At 65.4% G+C, this 22,846-nt stretch carries 24 protein-coding genes; 10 read left to right on the top strand and 14 right to left on the bottom strand.

The window, feature by feature from the left end; translation table 11 throughout:
* The first annotated feature begins 46 nt into the window (after positions 1-46).
* Positions 47-709 (top strand): GMP/IMP nucleotidase, encoded by a 663-nt coding sequence (yrfG, locus tag ABFA30_RS05710; RefSeq protein WP_253080285.1) that lies wholly within the window; start codon positions 47-49, stop codon positions 707-709.
* A 134-nt stretch (positions 710-843) separates the two neighbouring features.
* Here yrfG and lysM read toward each other — a convergent pair whose 3' ends face one another.
* On the bottom strand, positions 844-1,284 hold the full coding sequence (lysM, locus tag ABFA30_RS05705; RefSeq protein ID WP_225786630.1) for a peptidoglycan-binding protein LysM: 441 nt from the start codon (positions 1,282-1,284) through the stop codon (positions 844-846).
* Between the two features lie 176 nt (positions 1,285-1,460).
* Between lysM and fdhD the strand changes: the two genes are divergently transcribed.
* A complete protein-coding gene (gene fdhD, locus ABFA30_RS05700) occupies positions 1,461-2,291 on the top strand; it encodes a formate dehydrogenase accessory sulfurtransferase FdhD (RefSeq protein ID WP_253080286.1) in 831 nt (276 codons plus the stop codon).
* 212 nt (positions 2,292-2,503) lie between these two features.
* Positions 2,504-2,986, top strand: coding sequence for a glycine zipper domain-containing protein (locus tag ABFA30_RS05695; protein ID WP_225786632.1), 483 nt, complete (start codon positions 2,504-2,506; stop codon positions 2,984-2,986).
* A 66-nt stretch (positions 2,987-3,052) separates the two neighbouring features.
* On the opposite strand, the gene ABFA30_RS05690 is transcribed toward ABFA30_RS05695, so the two are convergent.
* The 3 genes from ABFA30_RS05690 to hslO all read right to left on the bottom strand — a co-directional run bounded on the left by ABFA30_RS05690 (position 3,053) and on the right by hslO (position 6,787).
* Positions 3,053-3,487 carry an acyl-CoA thioesterase gene (locus ABFA30_RS05690; protein ID WP_225786633.1) on the bottom strand — a complete coding sequence of 145 codons (435 nt, stop codon included), beginning with the start codon at positions 3,485-3,487 and terminating at the stop codon, positions 3,053-3,055.
* Between the two features lie 676 nt (positions 3,488-4,163).
* Positions 4,164-5,705, bottom strand: coding sequence for a phosphoenolpyruvate carboxykinase (locus tag ABFA30_RS05685; RefSeq protein ID WP_225786634.1), 1,542 nt, complete (start codon positions 5,703-5,705; stop codon positions 4,164-4,166).
* A gap of 179 nt (positions 5,706-5,884) precedes the next feature.
* A complete protein-coding gene (hslO, locus tag ABFA30_RS05680; protein ID WP_225786635.1) occupies positions 5,885-6,787 on the bottom strand; it encodes an Hsp33 family molecular chaperone HslO in 903 nt (300 codons plus the stop codon).
* A 108-nt stretch (positions 6,788-6,895) separates the two neighbouring features.
* On the opposite strand from hslO, the gene ABFA30_RS05675 reads away from it, so the two are divergent.
* Positions 6,896-7,696, top strand: coding sequence for a phosphatase PAP2 family protein (locus ABFA30_RS05675; RefSeq protein ID WP_225786636.1), 801 nt, complete (start codon positions 6,896-6,898; stop codon positions 7,694-7,696).
* A gap of 44 nt (positions 7,697-7,740) precedes the next feature.
* Here the strand turns inward: ABFA30_RS05675 and ABFA30_RS05670 are convergent, their stop codons facing one another.
* Positions 7,741-8,142: an RNA-binding S4 domain-containing protein gene (locus tag ABFA30_RS05670; protein WP_225786637.1), complete on the bottom strand. Its 402-nt coding sequence runs from the start codon at positions 8,140-8,142 to the stop codon at positions 7,741-7,743.
* Between the two features lie 109 nt (positions 8,143-8,251).
* Here ABFA30_RS05670 and ABFA30_RS05665 point away from each other — a divergent pair, with 109 nt between their 5' ends.
* Complete coding sequence (locus tag ABFA30_RS05665) at positions 8,252-8,734, top strand: ATP-dependent zinc protease (RefSeq protein ID WP_225786638.1); 483 nt, start codon at positions 8,252-8,254, stop codon at positions 8,732-8,734.
* Positions 8,731-9,636, top strand: coding sequence for a 30S ribosomal protein S6--L-glutamate ligase (rimK, locus tag ABFA30_RS05660; protein WP_225786639.1), 906 nt, complete (start codon positions 8,731-8,733; stop codon positions 9,634-9,636). The genes ABFA30_RS05665 and rimK overlap by 4 nt, the downstream gene beginning before the upstream one ends.
* 28 nt (positions 9,637-9,664) lie before the next feature.
* Here the strand turns inward: rimK and ABFA30_RS05655 are convergent, their stop codons facing one another.
* Both ABFA30_RS05655 and ompR read right to left on the bottom strand, forming a co-directional pair.
* Positions 9,665-10,978, bottom strand: a complete 1,314-nt coding sequence (locus ABFA30_RS05655) for an ATP-binding protein (protein WP_225786640.1) — start codon at positions 10,976-10,978, stop codon at positions 9,665-9,667.
* A gap of 118 nt (positions 10,979-11,096) precedes the next feature.
* Positions 11,097-11,837, bottom strand: a complete 741-nt coding sequence (gene ompR, locus ABFA30_RS05650; RefSeq protein WP_225786641.1) for a two-component system response regulator OmpR — start codon at positions 11,835-11,837, stop codon at positions 11,097-11,099.
* 231 nt (positions 11,838-12,068) lie between these two features.
* Here ompR and ABFA30_RS05645 point away from each other — a divergent pair, with 231 nt between their 5' ends.
* The 4 genes from ABFA30_RS05645 to ABFA30_RS05630 all read left to right on the top strand — a co-directional run bounded on the left by ABFA30_RS05645 (position 12,069) and on the right by ABFA30_RS05630 (position 17,133).
* On the top strand, positions 12,069-14,387 hold the full coding sequence (locus ABFA30_RS05645) for a Tex family protein (RefSeq protein ID WP_410045209.1): 2,319 nt from the start codon (positions 12,069-12,071) through the stop codon (positions 14,385-14,387).
* On the top strand, positions 14,387-14,770 hold the full coding sequence (locus ABFA30_RS05640) for a PaaI family thioesterase (protein WP_410045208.1): 384 nt from the start codon (positions 14,387-14,389) through the stop codon (positions 14,768-14,770). Before ABFA30_RS05645 ends, ABFA30_RS05640 begins: the two co-directional genes overlap by 1 nt.
* A 153-nt stretch (positions 14,771-14,923) precedes the next feature.
* Positions 14,924-16,501, top strand: a complete 1,578-nt coding sequence (gshA, locus tag ABFA30_RS05635) for a glutamate--cysteine ligase (protein WP_368815490.1) — start codon at positions 14,924-14,926, stop codon at positions 16,499-16,501.
* Complete coding sequence (locus tag ABFA30_RS05630; protein ID WP_368815491.1) at positions 16,501-17,133, top strand: TetR/AcrR family transcriptional regulator; 633 nt, start codon at positions 16,501-16,503, stop codon at positions 17,131-17,133. The genes gshA and ABFA30_RS05630 overlap by 1 nt, the downstream gene beginning before the upstream one ends.
* 114 nt (positions 17,134-17,247) lie before the next feature.
* Here ABFA30_RS05630 and ABFA30_RS05625 read toward each other — a convergent pair whose 3' ends face one another.
* From ABFA30_RS05625 to ABFA30_RS05595, 7 genes are all read right to left on the bottom strand, one after another.
* Positions 17,248-17,463 (bottom strand): molybdopterin-binding protein, encoded by a 216-nt coding sequence (locus ABFA30_RS05625; protein ID WP_003255829.1) that lies wholly within the window; start codon positions 17,461-17,463, stop codon positions 17,248-17,250.
* Positions 17,464-17,495: 32 nt separating this feature from the next.
* The gene (gene ssuB, locus ABFA30_RS05620; RefSeq protein WP_410045207.1) at positions 17,496-18,308 is read right to left on the bottom strand and encodes an aliphatic sulfonates ABC transporter ATP-binding protein; all 813 of its coding nucleotides are present in this window, start codon (positions 18,306-18,308) and stop codon (positions 17,496-17,498) included.
* A complete protein-coding gene (gene ssuC, locus ABFA30_RS05615) occupies positions 18,305-19,102 on the bottom strand; it encodes an aliphatic sulfonate ABC transporter permease SsuC (protein ID WP_253090677.1) in 798 nt (265 codons plus the stop codon). The genes ssuB and ssuC overlap by 4 nt, the downstream gene beginning before the upstream one ends.
* 10 nt (positions 19,103-19,112) lie before the next feature.
* Complete coding sequence (gene ssuD, locus ABFA30_RS05610; RefSeq protein WP_253080294.1) at positions 19,113-20,261, bottom strand: FMNH2-dependent alkanesulfonate monooxygenase; 1,149 nt, start codon at positions 20,259-20,261, stop codon at positions 19,113-19,115.
* 57 nt (positions 20,262-20,318) lie between these two features.
* Positions 20,319-21,284 (bottom strand): sulfonate ABC transporter substrate-binding protein, encoded by a 966-nt coding sequence (locus tag ABFA30_RS05605; protein WP_253080295.1) that lies wholly within the window; start codon positions 21,282-21,284, stop codon positions 20,319-20,321.
* Positions 21,285-21,376: 92 nt separating this feature from the next.
* The gene (ssuE, locus tag ABFA30_RS05600) at positions 21,377-21,970 is read right to left on the bottom strand and encodes an NADPH-dependent FMN reductase (protein ID WP_225786651.1); all 594 of its coding nucleotides are present in this window, start codon (positions 21,968-21,970) and stop codon (positions 21,377-21,379) included.
* 167 nt (positions 21,971-22,137) lie between these two features.
* Positions 22,138-22,383 (bottom strand): DUF3077 domain-containing protein, encoded by a 246-nt coding sequence (locus ABFA30_RS05595; protein WP_253080296.1) that lies wholly within the window; start codon positions 22,381-22,383, stop codon positions 22,138-22,140.
* Positions 22,384-22,846: the final 463 nt, after the last annotated feature.

Genomic DNA, 22,846 nt, shown 5'->3' with positions numbered 1-22,846 from the left:
GAACGGGTTACTATACCGTGGCTTGCCGACTGATCGAGAATTTCCCATGCCCGTTCTTCCCTGGTCCGCCATCGATACCGTCCTGCTGGACATGGATGGCACCCTGCTCGACCTGCATTACGACAACCGCTTCTGGCTGGAACACCTGCCCCAGCGCTACGCCGAGCTACATGGCGTGAGCCGGGCCATGGCGGAAATGGAGCTGCAGCCGCTGTTCGAGCGCAACGCCGGCACCCTGAACTGGTACTGCCTGGATTTCTGGAGCCGCGAGCTGCGCTTGCCGATCCGTGAGCTCAAGCAGGAGATCGCCGACCTGATCGCCCTGCGCCCGGACGCCGACACTTTCCTCGCCGCCCTGCGCCGGGCCGGCAAGCGCGTGGTGCTGATCACCAATGCCCATCGCGACTCGCTGTCGCTGAAGCTGGAGCGGGTGGAACTGGCACCGTACTTCGAGCGGCTGATCAGCTCGCATGACTACGGCTACCCCAAGGAGAACGCCCAGTTCTGGGATGCGCTGCGGGCGGACATCGGCTTCGAGCCGGGGCGCAGCCTGTTCATCGACGACACCCTGGCGATCCTGCGCAGTGCGCGGCGGTTCGGGGTCGGGCATCTGCTGGCGGTGCGCCAGCCGGACAGTCGCGGCGAGCCGAGGGATACCCAGGAGTTCGCGGCGGTCGAGGATTATCGGGCGTTGCTGGTAGGCCTTTGAAAACTGCCCCAAGGCTTTCTGGGGGCGATGGGCTGCAACGCAGCCCCAATGCCACTTGACCCAGAACCTGGGGAGGCAGGCTTGTCGGGGCACCGAACCGCCGCGAACAGGCCGGCACGGTCCCCAACGCCGTATCACTCAGGAATGCGCAACACCTGCCCCGGATAGATCTTGTCCGGATGCTTGAGCATCGGCTTGTTGGCCTCGAAGATCTTGTTGTACTGGTTGGCATCGCCGTACTCGGCCTTGGCGATGGCACTGAGGGTATCCCCCTTCTTCACCGTGACGAAACGCGCCGCCTGAGCCACCGGCCCGGTGACGGTGATCTGGTCTTCGACCGTGGCCACGCCATCGATATTGCCGGCGGCGAGGATGAGCTTCTCCTTTTCCTCCTGGCTGGCGACCTCGCCCTTGAGGATGACCTTGTCGCCCTCCACCGTGGCAGAGATATTCGGGTTGCCCAAGCCAACGCTCTCGACGTGCTTCTTGAGCTGCTCCTCGGCATTGGCGTTGCCGGGGGTCAGCAGGTCGATCAACTTCTCTCCGGCTTCCTTCACGAAACTGAACAGGCTCATGTCGCTCTCCTTGATGATGAATACTCGGAAGCAGGAGTCTAGGCCAGGATCGTCCACCCCGCTGCCCGGCGCCCCATCGACGCGCTTTATCACCACATAGACCCTAGCGACTGGACGCCACCCGCCCACCGGCTTAGGCTTGGGCGGGTAAACAAAGCCGCCGGTAACCCGCCCCGATGAACAGCAAACCTCCGGTCTGTGCGGCGTCCACATCGCTGTCGCTGCCTGCCGCCAGCAATACCTACGACTACCGACAGCTCACCGACGAGGCGCGCGACAGCACCCCGCTCGCCGAGGAAGTCGCCCTGGCCATCGCCTACAACGGCCTGAACCAGGCAGTGATGCTGGTCAGCCCCACCGACCTGGAAGACTTCGCCGTTGGCTTCAGCGTCGGCAGCGGCATCGTTGCTGGCACCGAGGAAATCTACGACGTGAAGCTCTCCGGCAGTGGCTCGGCGCTGTACGCCGACCTGGAGATCTCCAGCCGGGCCTTCTGGAACCTGAAGAACCAGCGCCGCCAGTTGGCCGGCACCAGCGGCTGCGGCCTGTGCGGGGTCGAGGCCCTGGAGCAGGCGCTGCCTGAGCTTGCCGAACTGCCTGGCGCGCCACTGCCACCTGCCCAATGGTTGGCCGGGCTGCGCGAGCGCATCGACGCCTTCCAGCCCTTGGGCCAGCACTGCGGCGCCGTGCATGCAGCGCTGTTCATGGACCGCCACGGCGAATTGCTGCTCGGCCGCGAAGACATCGGCCGGCACAACGCCCTGGACAAGCTGATCGGCGCCCTGCTGCGCCAGGGCATCGATACCCGGGGCGGCCTGGCCGTCGTCACCAGCCGCTGCAGCCTGGAGCTGATCCAGAAAGTCCTGCGCGCCGGCATCCAGACCCTGGTCAGCCTTTCAGCCCCCACCGGCCTGGCCTTGCAATGGGCCCGCCAGCACAACCTCAACCTCATCCACGTACCCAAGCACAGCGCACCACGGGTGTTCAGCCCGGCGGCGCACGCGTGACGACTGCCTGGCAGGCACAACGAAAAAAGCCCTGTCCGCAAGGGCCAGGGCTTTGTCTCAAGTAACTTAAGACAACCGAAAAACAAGAAAGTTTCATATTAAAATCAATTAGTTAGAAAATTGTGTACAACTCGTGCAACTCGTCGGATTTTCGTTGCCAGGCGCATCGGAGAGCCTCAAATTCGCCTCGTCATCCCTATGAGGCTCTCTTGATGAAGAAGTACTCCTCGATTCTGTTGTTGTCCTTCGGCCTGCTCAGCGGCGTTGCCATGGCAGGCGGCAACACCGAGGCTGGCATTGGCGGCGCACTGGGTGGGGTACTCGGCTCCGTGGTCGGCCAGTCCATCGGTGGCAGCACGGGCTCGGCCATCGGCGCGGGCCTGGGCGGTGCCGCCGGTAGTGCGGTGGGGGCCGACAAGCGCCAACGCGGCGAAGCGGCCATCGGTGGCGCGCTGGGCGCTGCGGGCGGCAACGTGATCGGCCGCCAGGTCGGCGGCAATACCGGCAGCCTGATCGGCGCCGCAGCTGGCGGTGGCGCCGGCGGTGCCCTGGGTAACTACATGGGCAACAAGGCCGACGCCGACGAGCGTCACGACCGCCGTTATCGTCGTGACTACGACGGCCGTCGTCACTGGGACCGCGGCCATCACTACGGCCATCGCAAGCACAAGAACAAGCGCCACTGGCGCCATTGAGATACGCAAGGCCTGCGCCTTGCCTAAAGGCCCTGCCCTGACCGGCAGGGCCTTTTCGTATCGGCCTCAACGCTTGAGCTGCAGCCCCGCCAGGGTGGCCTGCAAGGCCTCGGGCAGCGCTACCGGCCGGCCGCTGGCACGCTCGACGAAGACCTGCACCACCGTGCCCGCCGCACAGGCCTGCGGCTCGCCTGGGCGAAACAGCGCCAGGCGATACTCCACCGTGCTACCCGCCAGGCGCGTCACCCCCAAGCCCACCTCCAGTACATCCGGGAAGCCCGGCAGCGCATAGAAATCCGCCGCCGAACTGACCACGAACGCCGCCAGCTCGCCATCCCGCAGGTCCAGCTCGGCCTGCTCGACGAGAAACGCCTGGATGGCGGTTTCGAAGCAGCCGTGCACCGTGGCGCCGGCGAGGTGGCCGTTGAGGTCGTTGTCTTGCGGGCGGGTGAGGATGGGGTGGAAGTGGGTGAAGTCGGCGTGTTGGGGAGATTCGGTCATGATTTGTCCTGGCCAGTGGCACGGAGATAAATTTTCTGAAAATCACATAGATCAATTTTGCTCCATGGAAGGGACGCTTCCCACAGGAACTCGGCAACCAGGCGGCTGGGCCATACAGGTCAGTATCAATGAACAGGACACGTCCTGACAGCCCAACGCGGCGGCAATGTGGTTTGCCGAACACATGGAGGCCAGCCTCAACGACCCGTCACTACTGAGGGATGACGAGGAAGTAGAGCGACTGTTTGCTGCACGTCGCGCAGCCCTCAGAGCCAGGCGGCAGTGACACTCCTGGTATGGCGTGCAAGGACCGCTACCGCATAATGGAGCACATCGCGGCAGACAATCCCGACGCTGCCATTGCGCTGGATGAAGCTTTCAGGGAAAAAGCGAGGCGGGCGCCCATATCCCATCGCTCTACAAGCTGAGTAGATACGGCGGCACACGGGAAATTGTCGTTCGGCCAAATGACGTGATGGTCTATCGAGCCCTTCAGGACCGTATCGAAATCATCCGTATGATGCATGCTAGGCAGAAGTGGCCATGAAGCATAAAGCAATAACCGTAACCCCAAACACCACAAGGCCGCTCCAGGTTCACGACTGATCTTGAGATCAACGTGGGAGCGGCCTTGTGTCGCGATGGGCCGCGAAAGCGGCCACCCGTGGGTCTTGGCTTAGAGCTGTGGACCGGCGGCCTGGATGGCCTCGGAAACCTCGAACTTCTTGAAGTTCTCGATGAACAGCTTGGCCAGGCTCTTGGCAGCCTCGTCGTAGGCAGCCGGGTCGGCCCAGGTGTTGCGCGGGTTGAGCAGGACGGTCTCGACGCCCGGAACGGCCTTCGGCACGTCCAGGTTGATGATGTCCAGGTGCTCGGTCTCGGCACCGACCAGGGCGCCGCTCTGGATCGCAGCGATCACGGCACGGGTAGTCGGGATGCTGAAGCGCTTGCCGACGCCGTAGCCACCGCCGGTCCAGCCGGTGTTGACCAGGTAGACCTTGGAGCCGAAGCCCTTGATGCGCTTGATCAGCAGTTCGGCGTATTCGCCGGCCGGACGTGGGAAGAACGGCGCGCCGAAGCAGGTGGAGAAGGTCGACTTGATGCCGCCGCCCGAACCCATTTCGGTGGAGCCGACCAGCGCGGTGTAGCCGGACAGGAAGTGGTAGGCCGCCTGCTCGTTGTTGAGGATCGACACCGGAGGCAGAACGCCAGTCAGGTCGCAGGTCAGGAAGATGACCGCGTTCGGCTCGCCGCCCAGGTTCTTCTCGGAACGCTTCTCGACGTGCTCCAGCGGGTAGGCCGCGCGGCTGTTCTGGGTCAGGCTGCCGTCGGCGTAGTCAGCGTGCTTGGCATCGTCGAGGACGACATTTTCCAGCACCGCACCGTGCTTGATGGCTTTCCAGATGACCGGCTCGTTCTTCTCGGACAGGTCGATGCACTTGGCGTAGCAGCCGCCTTCGATGTTGAACACGACGCCCTCGCCCCAGCCGTGCTCGTCGTCACCGATCAGGTAACGGCTCTCGTCGGCCGACAGGGTGGTCTTGCCGGTGCCGGACAAGCCGAAGAACAGGGTCACGTCGCCGGCTTCGCCGATGTTGGCGGCGCAGTGCATCGGCAGCACGTCGGCGGCCGGCAGCAGGAAGTTCTGCACCGAGAACATGGCTTTCTTCATTTCACCGGCGTAACGCATACCGGCGATCAGCACCTTCTTCTGGGCGAAGTTGATGATGACGCAGCCATCGGAGTTGGTGCCGTCGCGCTCGGGGACGCACTCGAAGTTGGCGACGTTGAGGACCTGCCACTCTTCGCGGCCGGCCGGGTTGTACTGGGCCGGGTTGATGAACAGGCAACGGCCGAACAGGTTCTGCCAGGCGGTCTGGGTGACCATCTTGACCGGCAGGTAGTGCTCGGCGGCAGCGCCTACGTGAACGTGGGAGACGAAGTGCTCCTGGGCGTTGTTGAACGCCTCGACGCGCGCCCACAGGGCATCGAACTTGTCGGCAGGGAACTTGCGGTTGATCGGGCCCCAGGCGATGGCACCGGAGGTGCTGGGCTCGTCGACGATGAAACGGTCAGCTGGCGAACGGCCGGTGCGATGACCGGTTTTCACGACCAACGCGCCGGTATCGGCCAGTTCGCCTTCACCGCGGGACAGCGCTTCTTTTACCAGCTCATCGACGCTCAGGTCGGTGTACACGGTGTTGTTGGCTTGCGTCATGAGGTACCCCATCCGGCCCGAGGCCGAGTGCTCCAAACGTTTTGTAGTGGTCTTTTCCAAACTACTACAGCGAAAAAAGTGGCCGGATTATGCCAGAAAAGCCCAAAAAAAGTAGGCCCCTCCTGTCAGAACTGCGCTTTTTCGCAGTTAGACAGGAGAATTTCCTGTAGTGAATCGTTTTAGTGCCGAGTTTCTGACGGTGCGTCCGTGCCGCCCCCGGCAAACAATTGCGCGACATCGCTGGCATCGAAGAAGTAGCGCTGGTTGCAGAACTGGCAATCGATCTCGACCTGGCCGCCACATTCCTCGACCAGTTGCCGTGCATCGTGCTCGCCCAGGCTCACCAGGGCATTGCCGGAACGCTCGCGCGAGCAGCTGCAGCGAAAGTGCAGCGGCTGGATGTCGAACAGGCGCACGGCATCCTCATGGTAGAGGCGGTGCAACAGGGTCTCGTTGTCCAGGGTCAGGGCTTCCTCGGCGCTGAGGGTGCCCGCCAGGGTGGTCACATGCTGCCAACTGGCCTCGCGGTCTTCTTCGTCGCGCTCACGGTCCACCGGCAGTTGCTGCAGCAGCAGGCCCCGGGCGCGCTGACCGTCGGCATGCAGCCAGAAGCGCGTGTTGAGCTGCTGGGAACGGACGAAGTAGTTGGTGAAACACTCCGACAGGCTGGCCCCGTGCAGGTCGACGATGCCCTGGTAGCGCTGGCCTTGCAGCGGATCGATGGTCAGGGTCAGGGCGCCCTCGGGCATCAGTTGCTCGAGCCCGGCGTCGGCATCGATGCGCGCACTGTCGTACCGGGCCATGCCACGGATCTCGCGGTCGCTGGAGCATTCGACCATCAGCAGCGGCACCGGGCCTTCCGAGCGCGCCTGCAATACCAGCAGGCCATCGAACTTCAGCGCACCGACCAGCAGCGCGGCGGCGGCCATCAGTTCGCCGAGCAGCAGCGCCACAGGCTGCGGGTACGGATGACGGGCCAGCACCTCGGCATAGCTGCGTTCGAGCGCCACCCACTCACCGCGCACATCGCGGTCGTCGAAGATGAAACGTTGGGTGAAATCGGTATCCGGCAAATCGTGCATAGGTTCTGGCTATCTGAAAATGATGACAAAATGTGTAAACGGACTTGAAAGTCCCGTTGCAGAGCGCTCACGAGGCGCTCCATATCCCGCTGGCAATAGAGGTATCTTATGGACAATCGACCACTGTTCCAAGCAAGGTGGTCCTGGGGCCCCTTGGCAGCCTGTACCCTGCTGCCCATCGCTCTACTGTGTTTCTGGTTATGGCCCTTTGGCCAGATCCTGTGCCTGACTTTCGACGAGTGGCTGTTCCACAGCCTCAACGCGCCGTTGGCCGACAACGCCATCTGGCGCTACATCTGGACCCTCGGCAGCCTGCGCCCCTTCGATATCGTCGTCGGCCTGATCCTGCTGGCGCTGCTGATCCGTGGCGACTGGGTGTTCAAGGCCTGCCAGGTACGCGAGGCCTTTTTCGGCTTCCTGGTCACGCTAATCCTCTTAGTGGTGATTCGCGCGCTGTTTTCCAAGTGGGTGGATGCCTCCGGCTGGCAACATGACAGCCCGTCGATGGTATTCGGCGATGCCATCCACCTGAGCGACTTCTACCCCGACCTCGAGGCCAGCTGGGAACTGAAGGACCGCTCCAGCAAGAGCTTCCCGGGCGACCATGCCTCGGTGTTGCTGGTCTGGGCGCTGTTCATGAGCCTGTTCAGCCGCCGCCTGCTGCAGCACCTGCTGACCTGGAGCCTGGCCGTGCTGTTCATGCTGCCGCGCCTGGTGGCCGGTGCCCATTGGGGGCAGGACGACTATATCGGCGGGCTGCTGATGGCGGTCCTGGCGCTAGGCTGGAGCTGCCATACGCCACTGGCGGCCAAGGCCAGCGCGGCGCTGCTGCGCTGGACGGCACCGCTGTTCGCGCTGTTGGCCCGGTTGCCGTGGGTGAGGCGGCTGAGCGTGGTACGCGCGGGCTGATCGCGCTTGGCTGCCCTTTGGGGCTGCAAGGCAGCCCTGTCGGCTCAGTCGTAACTGCCCTGCAGTTGGTGGATCTGCCGCCGCTGCTTCTTGGTCGGGCGCCCGTCGGTGGTCACGCCCAGCGCCCCGGCCTTGCGCATCTGCGCCGCCTGTTCGCGACGCCGAACGCTCTCCTCGGTCTCCTCGTACAAGGCCTGCGCCTGCGGCGCGCCCCGTCGCACCACCGACAGCGCCTTGACCACCACGGTGCGCTCGTCGAACCCGGTACGCAGGACGAACTCGTCGCCCACCCGCGGCTCCTTGCCCGGCTTGCAGCGCTCGCCCCGGCAATGCACCTTGCCACTCTCGATGGCTGCCTTGGCCAGGGCCCGGGTCTTGTAGAAACGCGCCGCCCACAACCATTTGTCCAGGCGAACCTTGTCGTCTTCTTCCGACTTGTGTGCCATCCCGATACCTCGAATGCTGTCTGTCACCGAACTGTACTACCGTAACTTGCGGATGCAAAAAGTCGCCGGCGTGCTTACAGTTCACCACCTCATTCGCAGGGTGTGCTTCGTGAAGACATTTGACCATCTGACTGTGATCGGCCTGCGCGAGTGGGTCGCCCTGCCCGACCTCGGCGTCGCGGGCCTGCGCGCCAAGATCGACACCGGTGCCAGCACCTCCAGCCTGCACGCCACCGATGTGGAACCCTTCGAGCGCGATGGCCAGCCCTGGGTGCGCTTCACCGCCCACCTGGGCTCGGTGGTGCAGTTGCGTCACCGCCGCTGCGAGGCGCCACTGGTCACCCGCAAGACCATCAAGAGCTCCAACGGCCAGGCCCAGGTCCGCTATGTGATCCGTACCCCTCTGGCCCTGGGCGACCGGGTCTGGGAAGTGGAGTTCACCCTGGCCTGCCGCAAGAACATGCGCTATCGCCTGCTGCTCGGCTCCAAGGCGCTGATCCATGGCCAACTGGTCGTCAACCCCGGCCTCAAGTACGTTCAGGACAAACCGGCCTTTCCGACCACCCTTTCCCCTGTCACAGGTGCTGCATGAAGATCGCTGTGCTGTCGCGCAACCCGCGTCTGTATTCCACCCGTCGCCTGGTCGAAGCCGGTACCCAGCGCGGCCATGAGATGGTGGTGATCGATACCCTGCGTGCGTACATGAACATCGCCAGCCACAAGCCGCAGATCCATTACCGCGGCAAGCCGCTGGAGGGCTTCGACGCGGTGATCCCGCGCATCGGCGCCTCGGTCACCTTCTATGGCTGCGCCGTGCTGCGCCAGTTCGAGATGATGGGCGTCTACCCGCTCAACGAGTCGGTGGCCATCGCCCGTTCGCGCGACAAGCTGCGTTCCCTGCAACTGCTGTCACGGCGCGGCATCGGCCTGCCGGTCACGGGCTTCGCCCACTCGCCGGACGACATTCCCGACCTGATCCAGATGGTCAACGGCGCCCCGCTGGTGATCAAGGTGCTCGAAGGCACCCAGGGCATCGGCGTGGTCCTGTGCGAGACCACCAAGGCCGCCGAGTCGGTGATCGAGGCATTCATGGGCCTGAAGCAGAACATCATGGTCCAGGAATACATCCGCGAGGCCGGCGGGGCCGATATCCGCTGCTTCGTGGTCGGTGACAAGGTCATCGCCTCGATGAAACGCCAGGCCAAGCCTGGCGAGTTCCGCTCCAACCTGCATCGGGGTGGCGTCGCCAGCCTGATCAAGATCACCCCGGAAGAGCGCATGACCGCCATCCGCGCAGCCAAGGTCATGGGGCTGAGCGTGGCCGGCGTGGACATCCTGCGCTCCAACCACGGGCCGCTGGTGATGGAAGTGAACTCATCGCCAGGGCTGGAGGGGATCGAGGTGACCACCGGCAAGGACGTGGCCGGCATGATCATCGCGCACCTGGAGAAGAACGGCGGGCCGAACCAGACGCGGACCAAGGGCAAGGGTTGAAATCACCGCGCGAAGGGAGCCCCGCGAATCAGACCGCGTTACGCGGCAGCATCAACCCCAGCGGCAGGCGTACCCGGGCCTCGACGCCGCCACCGGAGCGGTTGCGCAGCTCGACATTGCCGCCATGCTGGGCAGCGATGCGCTTGACGATCGCCAGCCCCAGCCCGGTGCCCTTGCCTCCCCGGGCCCGGTCGCCACGGATGAAGGGGTTGAAGATGGTCTCCAGCTCCGACTCATCGATACCAGTGCCCCGGTCCAGCACGCTGAGCACCACGTAGGGCGCACTCTGGTCGCCAGACACATAGGCGGCCACCTCGACGCCCTTGCCACCGTGATGCAGGGCATTGCCGATCAGGTTGCCGAGCATGCGCTTGAGCGAGACCCGGCGCAGCGGAAACGGCGGGATCGGTTCCAGGCACAGGCGCACACGCTCCTCCGGCTGGTTGTACGGCGCCACCACCTCGCGCACCAGCTCGTCCAGGTCGACTTCCTCCAGCGGCTCGTCGCGCCCGTCGCGGATGAACGCAAGGAACTGGTCGAGGATGGCGTCCATGTCCTCGATGTCACGCACCATGTCGTCGGTCAGCTCGCTGTCGTTGGCCATCAGCGACAGTGACAGGCGCAGGCGGGTCAGCGGCGTGCGCAGGTCATGGGACACCCCCGCCAGCATCAGCTCGCGCTCGCGCCCGGCCTGCTCGACGTCCTCGGCCATCTGGTTGAAAGCGCGGTACACCTCGGTCATTTCGCTCGGCGTATCGCTGATCGGTAAGCGCACGCTGCGCCCCTGGCCCAGCTGGCGCGCGGCGAACACCAGGCGCTTGAGCGGCTGGTTGAGCTGGCGCACGAAGATCCAGGCCGACGCCGTGGACAACAGGCCGATGGCCAGGAACCAGCCCAGCACGTTCCAGATCTTCTGCCCACGCAAGGGGTGCGGGTACAGCGGTACCTTCAGCCAGCCCGGCCCCAGGCTCGGCGCATTGACCCACAGGGCTGGCGGTGCATGGATACGCAGGCGCACCTCGGTGTCTTCGCCCAGCTCGGCCTGCATCTGGCGCTGGTAGATCTCGCTGTAGGGCCAGTGCTGTTCACCCTCGGGCACACCGGCACCGGTCACCCGGATCAGGCCTGCGGCCTCGGCGATCTTGTCGCGGTTCTCCTCGTCGGCCGCCCAGTAGGCACGTAGCGTGAGGGCCACGCCATGGCTGTACTGGCGGTCGACCAGCACGTCCTCGTTCATCAGCAGGTACACCAGCGTCAGCGCCTTGGAGAACAGGACGACGATCAGCACCAGCCACAGGGTGCGGGCGAAGAAGCTTTGCGGGAACCACAGGGGCGTTTTCATCGAGGACAACTACTGCAATGCGGCACGAGCAGGGCTCGCGGGGGTTGCCGGCACGCCACAGACGAAAACAGGGCGACCCGTTTGGATCGCCCTGCCGCGTCGAGGCATGCCAGCAGGCTCATTTTCCGGCGTTTCCGTCCGGCACGAAGACATAGCCCACGCCCCAGACGGTCTGGATGTAGCGCGGCTTGGACGGGTCGGGCTCGATCATGCGGCGCAGGCGCGAGATCTGCACGTCGATGGAACGCTCCAGGGCATCCCATTCGCGGCCCCGGGCCAGGTTCATCAGTTTGTCGCGGGTCAGCGGCTCGCGGGCATGCATCACCAGGGCCTTGAGCACGGCGAACTCACCGGTGGTCAGCATGTGCACCTCGTTGCCGCGCTTGAGCTCGCGGGTGGCCAGCGAGAGCTCGTAGTCGCCGAAGGTGACGGTCTCGTCCTCGCTGCCGGGCGCACCCGGTACGCTGGGCGCCTGGCGGCGCAATACGGCCTTGACCCGCGCCATCAGCTCGTCGGGGTTGAACGGCTTGCCCAGGTAGTCGTCGGCGCCCAGCTCCAGGCCCTTGATGCGGCTGAGCTCGTCGCCCTTGGCGGTGAGCATGATGATCGGGATCTGGTTGTTCGCCGCACGCAGGCGCTTGCACGCCGCCAGGCCATCCTCGCCCGGCAGCATGAGGTCGAGCACCACCAGGTTGAAGACCTCGCGGGCCAGCAGGCGGTCCATCTGTTCGGTATTGGGCACCGCACGGGCGCGATAGCCCTTGCTGGTGAAGAAACGCTCCAGCAGGCTGCTCAGCCCCGGATCGTCGTCGACGATGAGAATCTTGTCGCCTTCAGCGGTGTTTGCGGTGCTGGTCATGAATAACTCCTTTGATGTCGCCGCGCATTATGGCGTAGCCATTGCAACGCGTGCCGTGTGCATTGTTAGCAGATTTTTCCCCTGGCGCCAGTTCCCGCCGGGCCTGCGCTGGCCCGGCGCTATCACCGCAAGCCCGGCACGATGGGTATAATGCGCCGCTTTCACCCAGCGCCGCCGGGCCCGAATGCCCCCTTGCGGCCTCCAGCATTCACAATTTGTCAGGTGGTTCTCATGGACAGCATCAACAGCCGTATCGCCGAGGAACTGGGCGTTCGCCCACAGCAGGTCGAGGCGGCCGTGGCCCTGTTGGACGAAGGCTCGACGGTGCCCTTCATCGCCCGTTACCGTAAGGAAGTGACCGGCAGCCTGGACGATACCCAACTGCGTCACCTCGAGGAGCGCCTGCGCTACCTGCGCGAGCTGGACGAGCGCCGTGCGAGCATCCTGGCCAGCATCGAGGAACAGGGCAAGCTGACCCCGGAGCTGGCCCGCGAGATCAAGCTGGCCGACACCAAGACCCGCCTCGAAGACCTCTACCTGCCCTACAAGCAAAAGCGCCGCACCAAGGGCCAGATCGCCCTGGAGGCGGGCCTCGGCGACCTGGCCGACGGGCTGTGCGGCGACCCGCAGCTGACCCCGGAAACCGAAGCGGGGCGTTTCATCGATGCCGAAAAAGGCGTGGCCGACATCAAGGCCGCCCTGGAAGGCGCCAAGTACATCCTCATGGAGCGCTTCGCCGAAGACGCCGCGCTGCTCGACAAGCTGCGCGGTTTCCTCAAGCAGGAGGCGGTGCTCAGCGCCCGCGTGGTGGCCGGCAAGGAAGAGGAAGGCGCCAAGTTCCGCGACTACTTCGCCCATGACGAACTGCTGCGTAGCGTGCCTTCGCACCGTGCCCTGGCGATCTTCCGTGGCCGCAACGAGGGCGTGCTGAGCGCGTCGCTGAAGGTCGGCGAGGAACTGCCGGGCACCCTGCACCCGTGCGAGGTGATGATCGCCGAGCACTTCGGCCTGGCCAACCGCAACCGCCCTGCCGACAAATGGCTGGCCGAGGTGGTGCGCTGGACCTGGAAGGTCAAGCTCTACACCCACTTGGAAACCGACCTGTTCGGCGAGCTGCGCGACAACGCCGAAGGCGAGGCGATCAACGTCTTCGCCCACAACCTGCACGACCTGCTGCTGGCCGCGCCGGCCGGCCCGCGTGCCACCCTGGGCCTGGATCCGGGCCTGCGTACCGGCTGCAAGGTGGCCGTGGTCGACGGCACCGGCAAGCTGCTGGAAACCGCCACCGTCTACCCGCACGCTCCGAAGAACGACTGGGACCGCACCCTTGCCGTGCTCGCCGCCCTGTGCGCCAAGCACTCGGTGGAACTGATCGCCATCGGCAACGGCACCGCCAGCCGCGAGACCGACAAGCTGGCCGGCGAGCTGATCAAGAAGTACCCGGCCATGAAGCTGACCAAGATCATGGTCTCCGAGGCCGGCGCCTCGGTGTACTCGGCCTCGGAACTGGCCGCCCGCGAATTCCCTGGGCTGGACGTGTCCCTGCGCGGCGCCGTGTCGATCGCCCGACGCCTGCAGGACCCGCTGGCCGAATTGGTGAAAATCGACCCGAAATCCATCGGCGTCGGCCAGTACCAGCACGACGTTTCCCAAGTGAAACTGGCCCGTGGCCTGGATGCGGTGGTCGAGGACTGCGTGAACGCCGTCGGCGTGGACGTCAACACCGCCTCGGTGGCGTTGCTGACGCGCATCTCCGGCCTCAACGCCACCCTGGCCCAGAACATCGTCGCCCACCGCGACGCCAATGGCCCGTTCGCCACCCGCGCGGCGCTGAAAAAGGTCAGCCGCCTCGGCGAGAAGACCTTCGAGCAGGCCGCAGGCTTCCTGCGCGTGATGAATGGCGACAACCCGCTCGACGCCTCGGCGGTGCACCCGGAGGCCTACCCGCTGGTACAGCGCATCGCCGCCGACACCGGCCGCGACATCCGCTCGCTGATCGGCGACAGCAGCTTCCTCAAGCGCCTCGACCCGAAGACCTTCACCGACGAGACCTTCGGCCTGCCGACCGTGACCGACATCCTCCAGGAACTGGACAAGCCCGGCCGCGACCCGCGCCCCGAGTTCAAGACCGCCGCCTTCCAGGACGGTGTCGAGGACCTCAAGGACCTGGAGCCGGGCATGATCCTCGAAGGCGTGGTGACCAACGTCACCAACTTCGGTGCCTTCGTCGACATCGGCGTGCACCAGGACGGCCTGGTGCACATCTCGGCGCTGTCGGAGAAGTTCGTCAAGGACCCGCGCGAAGCGGTCAAGGCCGGCGACGTGGTCAAGGTCAAGGTCATGGAAGTGGACATCCCGCGCAAGCGCATCGGCCTGTCCATGCGCATGAGCGACACCCCGGGCGAGAAGGTCGAAGGCAACCGTGGCGGTGGACGCGGCAATGCGGGCAGCCGCCAACAGCAGGCACCCCGCCAGCGTGAAACCGCGGCGCCGGTCAACAATGCCATGGCCGCCCTGTTCGCCAACGCCAAGCAGTTGAAGAAGAAGTGATGGACGTTCCTGCCGAATACGTCGAAAGCGCCTTCAGCCAGCTCCTGGGCTGCCGCCTGCAACGCCTGGACGAAGGCGTCGCCGAGGTCGCCCTGGCGCTCACGCCACAGCTGCGCAACCGCGCCCACAAGCTGCATGGCGGGGCGATCTTCAGCCTGGTGGACATCGCCATGGGCCTGGCCTGCTCGGCCAGCCATGGCTTCGACCAGCAGAGCGTGACGATCGAATGCAAGATCAACTACCTGCGCGCCGTCAGCGACGGCGAGGTACTGTGCGTCGCCCACGTGCTGCATGCCGGGCGCCGCACCCTGGTGGTCGACGCCGACGTACGCCAGGGCGACAAACTCGTCGCCAAGGCCCAAGGAACCTTCGCGGTTCTCTAGCTCCCGACGGGGCATCTGCGGTATTTTCGGCAGTGCGCTGGCACTGCCGGATCCGCGTAAACCAGGCGACAACGCCAGTTCCTTTGTCCCTACCCTTGTAGACCGTCAATGCTACCCCCATATTGGGGCGACTGACGCGTGAAGGAATCCATCTTGAGCGAACTCCTCAACCGCCGCCTGAGCCTGCTCGGCGCCAATCTCCCCCTGCTCAAGCAGTGCCTGCACGGTATTGAGCGCGAATGCCTGCGCGTGACCGACGAAGGTCGCCTGGCCCAGACCCCGCACCCGGAGGCCCTGGGTTCGGCTCTGACCAACGAGCAGATCACCACGGACTACTCCGAGTCGTTGCTGGAGTTCATCACCCCAGCCCTGGCCGACCCGGCCCAGGTCCTCGAGAACCTCGAGGAAATCCACCGCTTCGTCTACTCCAGGCTCGGCGACGAGTACCTGTGGAGCCCGTCGATGCCCTGTGCGCTGCCGGCCGAGGATGACATCCCGATCGCCGAGTACGGCACCTCCAACATCGGCAAGCTCAAGCACGTGTACCGCAAGGGCCTGGCCCTGCGCTACGGCCGCACCATGCAGTGCATCGCCGGCATCCACTACAACTTTTCCCTGCCCGAAGCCCTGTGGCCGCTGCTGCGCCAGGCCGAAGGCAGCGATGAAAACGACCGCGACTTCCAGTCGGCGGCCTACATCGCGCTGATCCGCAATTTCCGCCGCTACAGCTGGCTGCTGATGTACCTGTTCGGCGCCTCGCCGGCGCTGGATGCCGGCTTCCTGCGCGGCCGCCCGCACCAGCTCGAGCAGTTCGATGCCGAGACCCTGTACCTGCCCTACGCCACCAGCCTGCGTATGAGCGACCTGGGCTACCAGAGCAACGCCCAGGCGGGCCTGACGCCCTGCTACAACAACCTGGCCAGCTACACCGACAGCCTGCGCAAGGCCGTGGGCACGCCCTATCCGCCTTATGTGGCGATCGGCACGCACAAGGATGGCGAGTGGGTGCAGTTGAACACCAACATCCTGCAGATCGAGAACGAGTACTACTCGAACATCCGTCCCAAGCGCGTCACCTACACCGGCGAGCGGCCTATCCAGGCCCTGATGGCCCGCGGCGTGCAGTACGTCGAGGTGCGCTGCCTGGACATAAACCCGTTCCTGCCGGTGGGCATCGACCTGTCCCAGGCACGCTTCCTCGATGCGTTCCTGCTGTTCTGTGCCCTGGATGAAAGCCCGTTGCTGGACAACGGCGAATGTGGCCAGTGCACCAGCAACTTCCTCACCGTGGTCAAGGAAGGCCGACGCCCGGGGCTGGAGCTACGCCGTGACGGCCAGCCGATCAGCCTGAAGGATTGGGCCGGCGAGCTGATCACCCGCATCGCGCCGCTGGCCGAGCTGCTCGACCGCGCCCAGGGCGGCGACGGGCATGCCAAGGCCCTGGCCGCCCAGCGGGCCAAGATCGACGACCCGGCCCTCACGCCCTCGGCCCAGGTGCTGGCACGCATGACCGAGCGCGAAGAAAGCTTCGTACGCTTCGCCCTGCGCCAGAGCCAGGCCCACGCCGAGACGTTCCGCGAGCAGCCGCTGCCAGCCGAACGCCAGCAGGCGTTCGACACCCTCGCCCGGCAGTCCCTGGCCGAGCAGGCACGCCTGGAGCAGCAGGAGGTCGGCGACTTCGACCTATTCGTCGGTGCCTACCAGGCCAGCATCCTGGCGATCAGCAACTGATGAGCCGCAGCACCGGCCCGCGCAAGCCACGCGCCAGCAGCCAGGCGAGGATCGACGCGATCCTCGCCGCAGCGCGCGAGCTGCTGGCCCACGAGGGCGTGGCAGGCCTGTCGATCTACAGCGTGGCCGAGCGGGCGCAGATCCCGCCGTCGTCGGTGTACCACTTCTTCGCCAGCGTCCCGGCCCTGCTGGAGGCCCTGACCGCCGATGTGCACCGGGCCTTCCGCGAAGCCCTGCGCGCGCCGATCGACCCGGCCACGCTGGACACCTGGCACGACCTGTCGCGGCTGATCGAGCAGCGCATGCTGGAGATCTACAACCAGGACACCGCGGCGCGCCAATTGATTCTCGCCCAGCATGGCCTGAGCGAAGTGGTCCAGGCCGACCGCCAGCACGACATGGAGCTGGGCGAGCTGATGCACAAGCTGTTCGACCAGCACTTCCAGTTGCCGGCGATGCCGAAGGATGTGGATGTGTTCGCGCTGGCCATGGAGTTGAGCGACCGGGTCTATGCCCGGTCGGTGCAATTGCATGAACAGATCACGCCGCGCATGGCCGAGGAAGGCAAGCGGGTGTTCGAGGCATACCTGGGGCTGTATCTGCCGCCGTTCCTGGCCAAGCGTTCCTCCTGACACAAGGCCACTCCCACAGATATGGCGCTGGATTGCAGACAGCGCTGTGCCTGCAGGAACGGCCTTGCCGGGGCGCCGGACCGCTTGGAAAGGGCTGCGAAGCAGCCCCACTCATCACAACTTGGCGATGGACACCTCGGTCGATTTGACGAAGGCGATCACCTCGCTGCCCACCTGCAGCTCCAGCTCACGCACGGAGCGGGTGGTGATCACCGAGGTGACGATACCGGATGCAGTCTGCACGTCGATTTCCGACAGCACCGGGCCTTCGAGGATTTCCTTCACGGTGCCTTTGAACTGGTTACGCACGTTGATCGCTTTGATGGTCATGGCTTTGATTCCTTCTCTATGGCTTCTGGGGTTCAGTGCGCCCAACGCAGTTGCGTGGGCAGAGGGGCTACAGGTTCCGGCTCGGGCGGCGTACCCGGGACGGACAGGACTCGGTTGAGGACTTCGCTCTCCAGCGCTGCCAGGCGGTGCGAGCCACGCGCCCTGGGCCTTGGCAGGTCGACGACCAGGTCCAGGCCGACGGCGCCGTCCTCGATCAGGATCACCCGGTCGGCCACAGCGACGGCTTCGTTGACGTCGTGGGTGACCAGCAGCACGGTGAAGCCGTGCTGGCGCCAGAGGCGCTCGATCAGTTGCTGCATCTCGATACGGGTCAGGGCATCCAGGGCGCCGAGCGGCTCGTCCAGCAGCAGCAGGCGCGGCTGGTGGATCAGCGCCCGGGCCAGGGCGACACGTTGTTTCTGGCCACCGGACAGCGCCGCCGGCCACTCGTTGGCGCGCTCGGCCAGGCCGACCGCCTCCAGGGCTTCCAGGGCCTGGGGGCGCCAGTTGCCGGACAACCCCAGGCCAACGTTGTCGATCACCTTCTTCCAGGGCAGCAGGCGTGCGTCCTGGAACATCAGGCGGGTGTCGTCGCGGGCCTCGGCCAAGGGCGCGGCCCCGGCCAGCAACTCACCGCCGCTGGGCTGGTCGAGCCCGGCCAGCAGGCGCAGCAAGGTGCTCTTGCCACAGCCACTGCGGCCGACGATGGCGACGAACTGGCCGGCCGGAATGTGCAGGTCGATGCCCCGCAGCACTTCGCGCTGGCCAAAGGTCTTGCGCAGGTCCTTGGCCGCCAGGGGGATACCGCGCAACAGGCTCGGCGGTTGTTCGTTGAGCACGGTCATGCGCCCTCCTTCTTCACCGCCTGGTAGGCGGGGTGCCAGCGCAGCCAGACACGCTCCAGGCCGCGGGCGGCCAGGTCGGCGAGCTTGCCGAGCACGGCGTACAGGACGATGGCCAGCACCACCACGTCGGTTTGCAGGAATTCACGGGCATTCATCGCCAGGTAGCCGATGCCGGCGTTGGCCGAGATCGTTTCGGCGACGATCAGGGTCAACCACATGAAGCCCAGGGCGAAGCGCACGCCCACCAGGATCGACGGCAGCGCGCCCGGCAGGATCACCTGGCGGAACAGGGCGAAGCCCGACAGGCCATAGCTGCGCGCCATCTCCACCAGCGCCGGGTCGACGTTGCGGATGCCGTGGTAGGTGTTGAGGTAGATGGGGAATAGCGTCCCCAGCGCCACCAGGAAGATCTTCGCCGACTCGTCGATGCCGAACCACAGGATCACCAGCGGAATCAGCGCCAGGTGCGGCACGTTGCGGATCATCTGCACCGAGCTGTCGAGCAGGCGTTCGCCCCACTTCGAGAGCCCAGTGATGAAGCCCAGCACCAGGCCGATGCTGCCGCCGATCAGGAAGCCCAGGGCCGCCCGCCAGCCGCTGATGGCCAGGTGGCTCCAGATCTCCCCGCTGCGTACCAGCTCGACGCCGGCGCCGAACACCGCGCTCGGTGCCGGCAGGATGCGGGTCGACAGCCAGCCACTGGCGACCGCCAGTTGCCACACCGCCAGCAGCGCCAGCGGCAAGGCCCAGGGCGCCAGGCGCTGCGGCCAGGTGGTGGAGGTTGTACGACTCATGGCCCGGCCCTCAGCTCTGTGCCACGGACTTGGGCAGGATGTCGTTGGCCACCATCTCGCCGAACGGGCTCACGTAGCCGCCGCTCTTGGCGATTTCCGGGCGCTGGACGTCCAGGTGCGGGAACAGCAACTCGGCGACCCGGTACGACTCCTCCAGGTGTGGATACCCCGAGAAGATGAAGGTGTCGATGCCAAGCTCGGCATACTCCTTGACCCGCGCCGCCACGGTCGGGCCATCGCCGACCAGGGCCGTGCCGGCACCGCCGCGCACCAGGCCGACACCGGCCCACAGGTTGGGGCTCACTTCCAGCTGGTCACGCTTGCCGTTGTGCAGGGCAGCCATGCGCTGCTGGCCCACGGAGTCGAAGCGCGCCAGCGAGGCCTGGGCACGGGCGATGGTATCGTCGTCCAGGTGCGAGATGAGTTTTTCGGCGGCAGCCCAGGCTTCTTCGTTGGTTTCGCGCACGATCACGTGCAGGCGGATGCCAAAGCGCACCTGGCGGCCTTGCGCGGCGGCCTTCTCCCGCACCTGGGCGATCTTCTCGGCCACCGCGGCCGGTGGCTCGCCCCAGGTCAGGTACAGCTCGACCTGCTCGGCAGCCAGGTCCTGCGCGGCGTCCGACGAGCCACCGAAGTACAGCGGCGGACGCGGTTGCTGGATCGGCGGGTAGAGCAGCTTGGCGCCCTTGACCTGGATGTGCTTGCCGTCGTAGTCGACCACTTCGCCTTCGAGCACCTTGCGCCAGATGCGGGTGAACTCCACCGACGCCTCGTAGCGCTCCTGGTGGTTCAGGTGCAGGCCGTCGCCGGCCAACTCGTCCGGGTCGCCACCGGTCACCAGGTTGAACAGCGCGCGGCCATTGGACAGGCGATCGAGGGTCGCCGCCTGGCGCGCCGCCACGGTCGGCGAAATGATGCCTGGGCGCAGGGCCACCAGGAACTTCAGGCGCTGGGTCACCGGGATCAGCGATGCCGCCACCAGCCAGGAGTCCTCGCAGGAACGGCCGGTGGGGATCAGCACCCCGCCGAAGCCCAGGCGATCGGCGGCCTGGGCGATCTGCTGCAGGTAGCCGTGGTCGACGGCGCGGGCGCCCTCGTTGGTTCCCAGGTACTTGCCGTCGCCATGGGTGGGAAGGAACCAGAAAATGTTAAGGCTCATTGGAGTTGTCTCCTCGAAGGGTGCGAACCGGGGCGGTGCCCCGGTACAGGCGAATCGTCAAGGCGCGGTGGCGACCTTGGCTGGCGGTGTCCAGATCACGTCCTTGATGCTCAAGGGCTTGGGAATCAGCTTCAGGGCCTGGAAGGTGTCGGCGATCTTCTGCTGGGCCGCCACCACCTCTGGGGTAAGTGGCGCCGCACCGTAGCCCTGGCGCTTGACCGATGTGAGGGTGATGTCGGCGGGCAGGCCGAGCAGCGGCGCCACCTGGTCGGTGACCTGCTGCGGGTTGGCCTGGGACCACTCGCCCACGGCACGCACCTCGTCGACCAGGGTGGCGATCACGCCCGGATGGGTGGTCGCGTACTGGCGGGTGGCCAAGTAGAACTGGTGGTTGTCGACCAGGTCTTTGCCGTCACGCAGGGTGCGCGCCTGCAGTTGCTGCTCGGCGGCGGCCTGGTACGGGTCCCAGATCACCCAGGCGTCGACGCTGCCGCGCTCGAAGGCGGCGCGGGCATCGGCCGGTGGCAGGTAGACCGGTTGGATATCGCTGTACTTCAGGCCCGCCTCTTCCAGGGCGCGCACCAGCAGGTAGTGGACGTTGGAGCCTTTGTTGAGGGCGACCTTCTTGCCCTTGAGCTGCGCCACCGACTGGATCGGCGAGCCCTTGGGCACGAGGATCGCCTCGCTGTGCGGCGCAGGCGGCTCATAGGCGACATAGAGCAGGTCGGCCCCGGCGGCCTGGGCGAACACCGGCGGCGTCTCGCCGGTGACGCCGAAGTCGATGGAGCCGACGTTCAGCCCTTCGAGCAACTGCGGGCCGCCGGGGAACTCGGTCCATTGCACCTGCACGCCCTGCTCTGCCAGGCGCTTCTCCAGCGTGCCCTTGGCCTTGAGCAGCACCAGGGTGCCGTATTTCTGGTAGCCGATGCGCAAGCTCTCGGCCTGTGCCTGGGTGATGGCGCCGAAGGACACAGCCGCCGCAAACAGGGCGACCAGACCTCGACGCAAGAAGACTGTGCGCATGGCGCTCTCCTGTGCGATGGGGTTCGGGTTGCACCTGCTTGCCCGTTGGCGGGCGAGTAAGGTGGGGAAAACGGTGAAGCGGTATTACCAGCTCAGATGCTCCAGCGGGCACTGAGCAGGCGTTCGTTGAGCACGCCAGGAGCCACGGGCTTGGGCCGTCGGGCCAAGGCGCTGTGAAACAGTTCCAGCGAATCCTGCAGGCGCTCTTCCAGGGCTTCGCTCAGCCGCGCCGGCTGGCCGTGCTCGCCGTAGGCGACCTGGCTGTCGTCGGCGAAGATGCCCTGCAGCGTCTCCTGGGCCTTGAGCGCCGACAGCACCGGCTTGAGCGCGTAATCCACCGCCAGCATGTGGGCGATGCTGCCACCGGTGGCGATCGGCAGTACCACCTTGTGCTCCAGGGCGCGCTCGGGCAGCAGGTCGAGCAGGGTTTTCAAGGCTCCGGCGAAGGAGGCCTTGTACACCGGGGTGGCGACCACCAGGCCGTCGGCCTGGGCGACCAGCGCGTTGAAGTGCCGTACCTGCGGGCTGTCGAAGCGCGCATGCAGCAGGTCCTCGGCGGCGAACTCACGCACCTGGAAGGTCACCACCTCGACACCACGGTCCTGCAGCCATTGGCGTGAACGATCGAGAAGCACGCCGGAGCGTGAACGGGTACTGGGGCTACCGCCGAGAGAAACGACCAGCATGGAAGACGCGTCCTTGAATTCTGTTACATGGCCGCGGGGTTTGTGGGCCCCGCTGGATGAGGTGACATTAACAGCTCGCCATATATATCTAGAAATCATATTTTTTCATTTGTTTATTCCATTTTTTGTTTTGCCATTTGGGGCCGCAGAGCGCCCCCTGAGTCGAATCACCGTTCCCGGTTCATCCCGATCTCCATGTCATCGATCAACGCCTTGGCCATGGCGCTGAGGATCCGGGTGGCGCTGCCAGCGATCAGGTCGCCCTCCATTTCCGCTTCACAGGCCAGATGACGGATGCAGCCGAGCAATACGGAGAGTTCGCTGAAGGCCGTTTGGAATGGAATGCCGGGCTGGATGCGATACGTATCCAGGCAGGTCTGGACACCTGCCGTCTTCCAGGGGCTATCGGTCATCGCCTTGCTCCTGATATGGGCGGAGGTGGTTGTCGGCGGGAAAATCAGGAGAGTGCGGTGGATCGGGGACGATCTTCTTCATGGCAGAGACTCTTGTGCGATTTCAGGAAGTCACCACCATCGTCAATCTCACAAGACGAAGGGTGGCAGCCGTGTACGGGGTGAGATCCGGGGCACAAGAAACCCGGTCAGACCGAAGTCTGCCCGAACACGGCTGCCATAACAGGAAAGGCCGCTTGTAGCTCCGGGATCTCACCCCCGGTCGCCAAATATGACGACCCGGTGAAATTATCCCCGGGGCATTGCACCAACAATGCGGCGGTTTCCGGCAGGCACGTAGGATAGTTCGCTAATTACGATGAACTGAAGCAATTCGTTTCAGGATCGGAAATGTCCGACAAATTGGGGCAATGCATGTGGGGCCGCAGAGCGGCCCCAAGAACCATCGCTCCGATTCACCCAC

It is taken from the genome of Pseudomonas sp. HLMP, assembly GCF_046365545.1.
In the GTDB taxonomy this organism is placed as follows: domain Bacteria; phylum Pseudomonadota; class Gammaproteobacteria; order Pseudomonadales; family Pseudomonadaceae; genus Aquipseudomonas; species Aquipseudomonas guariconensis_B.
This window is presented reverse-complemented; position numbering and strand designations above follow the sequence as displayed.

Bases quoted from the DNA above. Each gene is read 5' to 3' on its own strand.
- rimK (WP_225786639.1), top strand. From the start codon at position 8,731: ATGAAGATCGCTGTGCTGTCGCGCAACCCGCGTCTGTATTCCACCCGT.
- ABFA30_RS05645 (WP_410045209.1), top strand. From the start codon at position 12,069: ATGGACAGCATCAACAGCCGTATCGCCGAGGAACTGGGCGTTCGCCCA.
- ompR (WP_225786641.1), bottom strand. From the start codon at position 11,837: ATGACCAGCACCGCAAACACCGCTGAAGGCGACAAGATTCTCATCGTC.
- ABFA30_RS05630 (WP_368815491.1), top strand. From the start codon at position 16,501: ATGAGCCGCAGCACCGGCCCGCGCAAGCCACGCGCCAGCAGCCAGGCG.
- ABFA30_RS05640 (WP_410045208.1), top strand. From the start codon at position 14,387: ATGGACGTTCCTGCCGAATACGTCGAAAGCGCCTTCAGCCAGCTCCTG.
- fdhD (WP_253080286.1), top strand. From the start codon at position 1,461: ATGAACAGCAAACCTCCGGTCTGTGCGGCGTCCACATCGCTGTCGCTG.
- lysM (WP_225786630.1), bottom strand. From the start codon at position 1,284: ATGAGCCTGTTCAGTTTCGTGAAGGAAGCCGGAGAGAAGTTGATCGAC.
- ABFA30_RS05685 (WP_225786634.1), bottom strand. From the start codon at position 5,705: ATGACGCAAGCCAACAACACCGTGTACACCGACCTGAGCGTCGATGAG.
- ABFA30_RS05595 (WP_253080296.1), bottom strand. From the start codon at position 22,383: ATGACCGATAGCCCCTGGAAGACGGCAGGTGTCCAGACCTGCCTGGAT.
- ssuD (WP_253080294.1), bottom strand. From the start codon at position 20,261: ATGAGCCTTAACATTTTCTGGTTCCTTCCCACCCATGGCGACGGCAAG.
- ABFA30_RS05625 (WP_003255829.1), bottom strand. From the start codon at position 17,463: ATGACCATCAAAGCGATCAACGTGCGTAACCAGTTCAAAGGCACCGTG.
- ABFA30_RS05605 (WP_253080295.1), bottom strand. From the start codon at position 21,284: ATGCGCACAGTCTTCTTGCGTCGAGGTCTGGTCGCCCTGTTTGCGGCG.
- yrfG (WP_253080285.1), top strand. From the start codon at position 47: ATGCCCGTTCTTCCCTGGTCCGCCATCGATACCGTCCTGCTGGACATG.
- hslO (WP_225786635.1), bottom strand. From the start codon at position 6,787: ATGCACGATTTGCCGGATACCGATTTCACCCAACGTTTCATCTTCGAC.
- ssuC (WP_253090677.1), bottom strand. From the start codon at position 19,102: ATGAGTCGTACAACCTCCACCACCTGGCCGCAGCGCCTGGCGCCCTGG.
- ABFA30_RS05675 (WP_225786636.1), top strand. From the start codon at position 6,896: ATGGACAATCGACCACTGTTCCAAGCAAGGTGGTCCTGGGGCCCCTTG.
- ssuB (WP_410045207.1), bottom strand. From the start codon at position 18,308: ATGACCGTGCTCAACGAACAACCGCCGAGCCTGTTGCGCGGTATCCCC.
- ABFA30_RS05655 (WP_225786640.1), bottom strand. From the start codon at position 10,978: ATGAAAACGCCCCTGTGGTTCCCGCAAAGCTTCTTCGCCCGCACCCTG.
- ABFA30_RS05670 (WP_225786637.1), bottom strand. From the start codon at position 8,142: ATGGCACACAAGTCGGAAGAAGACGACAAGGTTCGCCTGGACAAATGG.
- ABFA30_RS05695 (WP_225786632.1), top strand. From the start codon at position 2,504: ATGAAGAAGTACTCCTCGATTCTGTTGTTGTCCTTCGGCCTGCTCAGC.
- ABFA30_RS05690 (WP_225786633.1), bottom strand. From the start codon at position 3,487: ATGACCGAATCTCCCCAACACGCCGACTTCACCCACTTCCACCCCATC.
- ssuE (WP_225786651.1), bottom strand. From the start codon at position 21,970: ATGCTGGTCGTTTCTCTCGGCGGTAGCCCCAGTACCCGTTCACGCTCC.